At 69.8% G+C, this 788-nt stretch carries 1 pseudogene; it reads right to left on the bottom strand.

The annotated features are described in order from the left end of the window. Positions 1-788, bottom strand: a pseudogene (locus EN914_RS37105) (autotransporter outer membrane beta-barrel domain-containing protein); the annotation flags it as partial.

The following is a 788-nucleotide window of genomic DNA, read 5'->3' as shown; positions in this document are numbered from 1 at the left end:
ATCGTGTAGTGACCGTTGAGATTGATGGTGATATTGCCTTTCGCGCCGTTGGCTGTGCTTTCGCCGTAGGCGGCCACGGAACCAGCACCCTGCGCGAACAGGCTGTCGCCCGCGGTCAGCGTAACCGCGTGCGCGTCGCCGATGCCGGTCGCGCTCTGTCCAAACATGGCATACGAGCTCGCACCCTTGACCCAGACCTGGCTCATGGCCGTCGCCGTCGCCGCCGCGGCATCGCCGATGCCGCCGCCGGAACCGGCAGCGCCGGCGGAGAGCGTGCCGGCCAGGCCGCCGCCGCCGCCCACCGCCTGGGCCACGATGCCGTGCGCCCGCTCGCCATCGGTGACGATCTCGCCGTCCTGCTGGATGGTCACCGTGCCGCCATTGCCCTTGGCACCCGCAAATGTGTTGAAGCCGATGGTGTTGTTGTCGATGCCGCTGCCGCCATCGGCCGTGGCGCCGAAGCGCCCGAAGCCGGCGCCGCCGATGCCGCCGCCGCCGCCAACCGACTGGGCGATGATGGCGACCGCATCGACACCATGCGTGGTGATGGTGCCGGTGCGGATCACGGTCACGTTGCCACCATCGCCGCCATTGCCGCCAAGGCCGCCGATGCCGAGCGCGTTCGAGGTTTTGCCTTTTGCGTCGCCGCCGACACCGCCGCCGCCGCCGACCGACTGCGCCACGACGCCATGCGCGCGGGCACCGAAGGTTTCGATCGATCCGGAAACCTCAACCCTCACATCTCCGCCATCGCCGCCGTTGCCGCCCTTGCCGCCCAGGCTGAGAGC

Source organism: Mesorhizobium sp. M7A.F.Ca.CA.001.08.2.1, from assembly GCF_003998455.1.
Classification (GTDB): Bacteria; Pseudomonadota; Alphaproteobacteria; order Rhizobiales; family Rhizobiaceae; genus Mesorhizobium; species Mesorhizobium ciceri.
The sequence above is the reverse complement of the archived record's forward strand: the minus strand, read 5'-3'. Positions and strand labels throughout refer to the sequence as shown.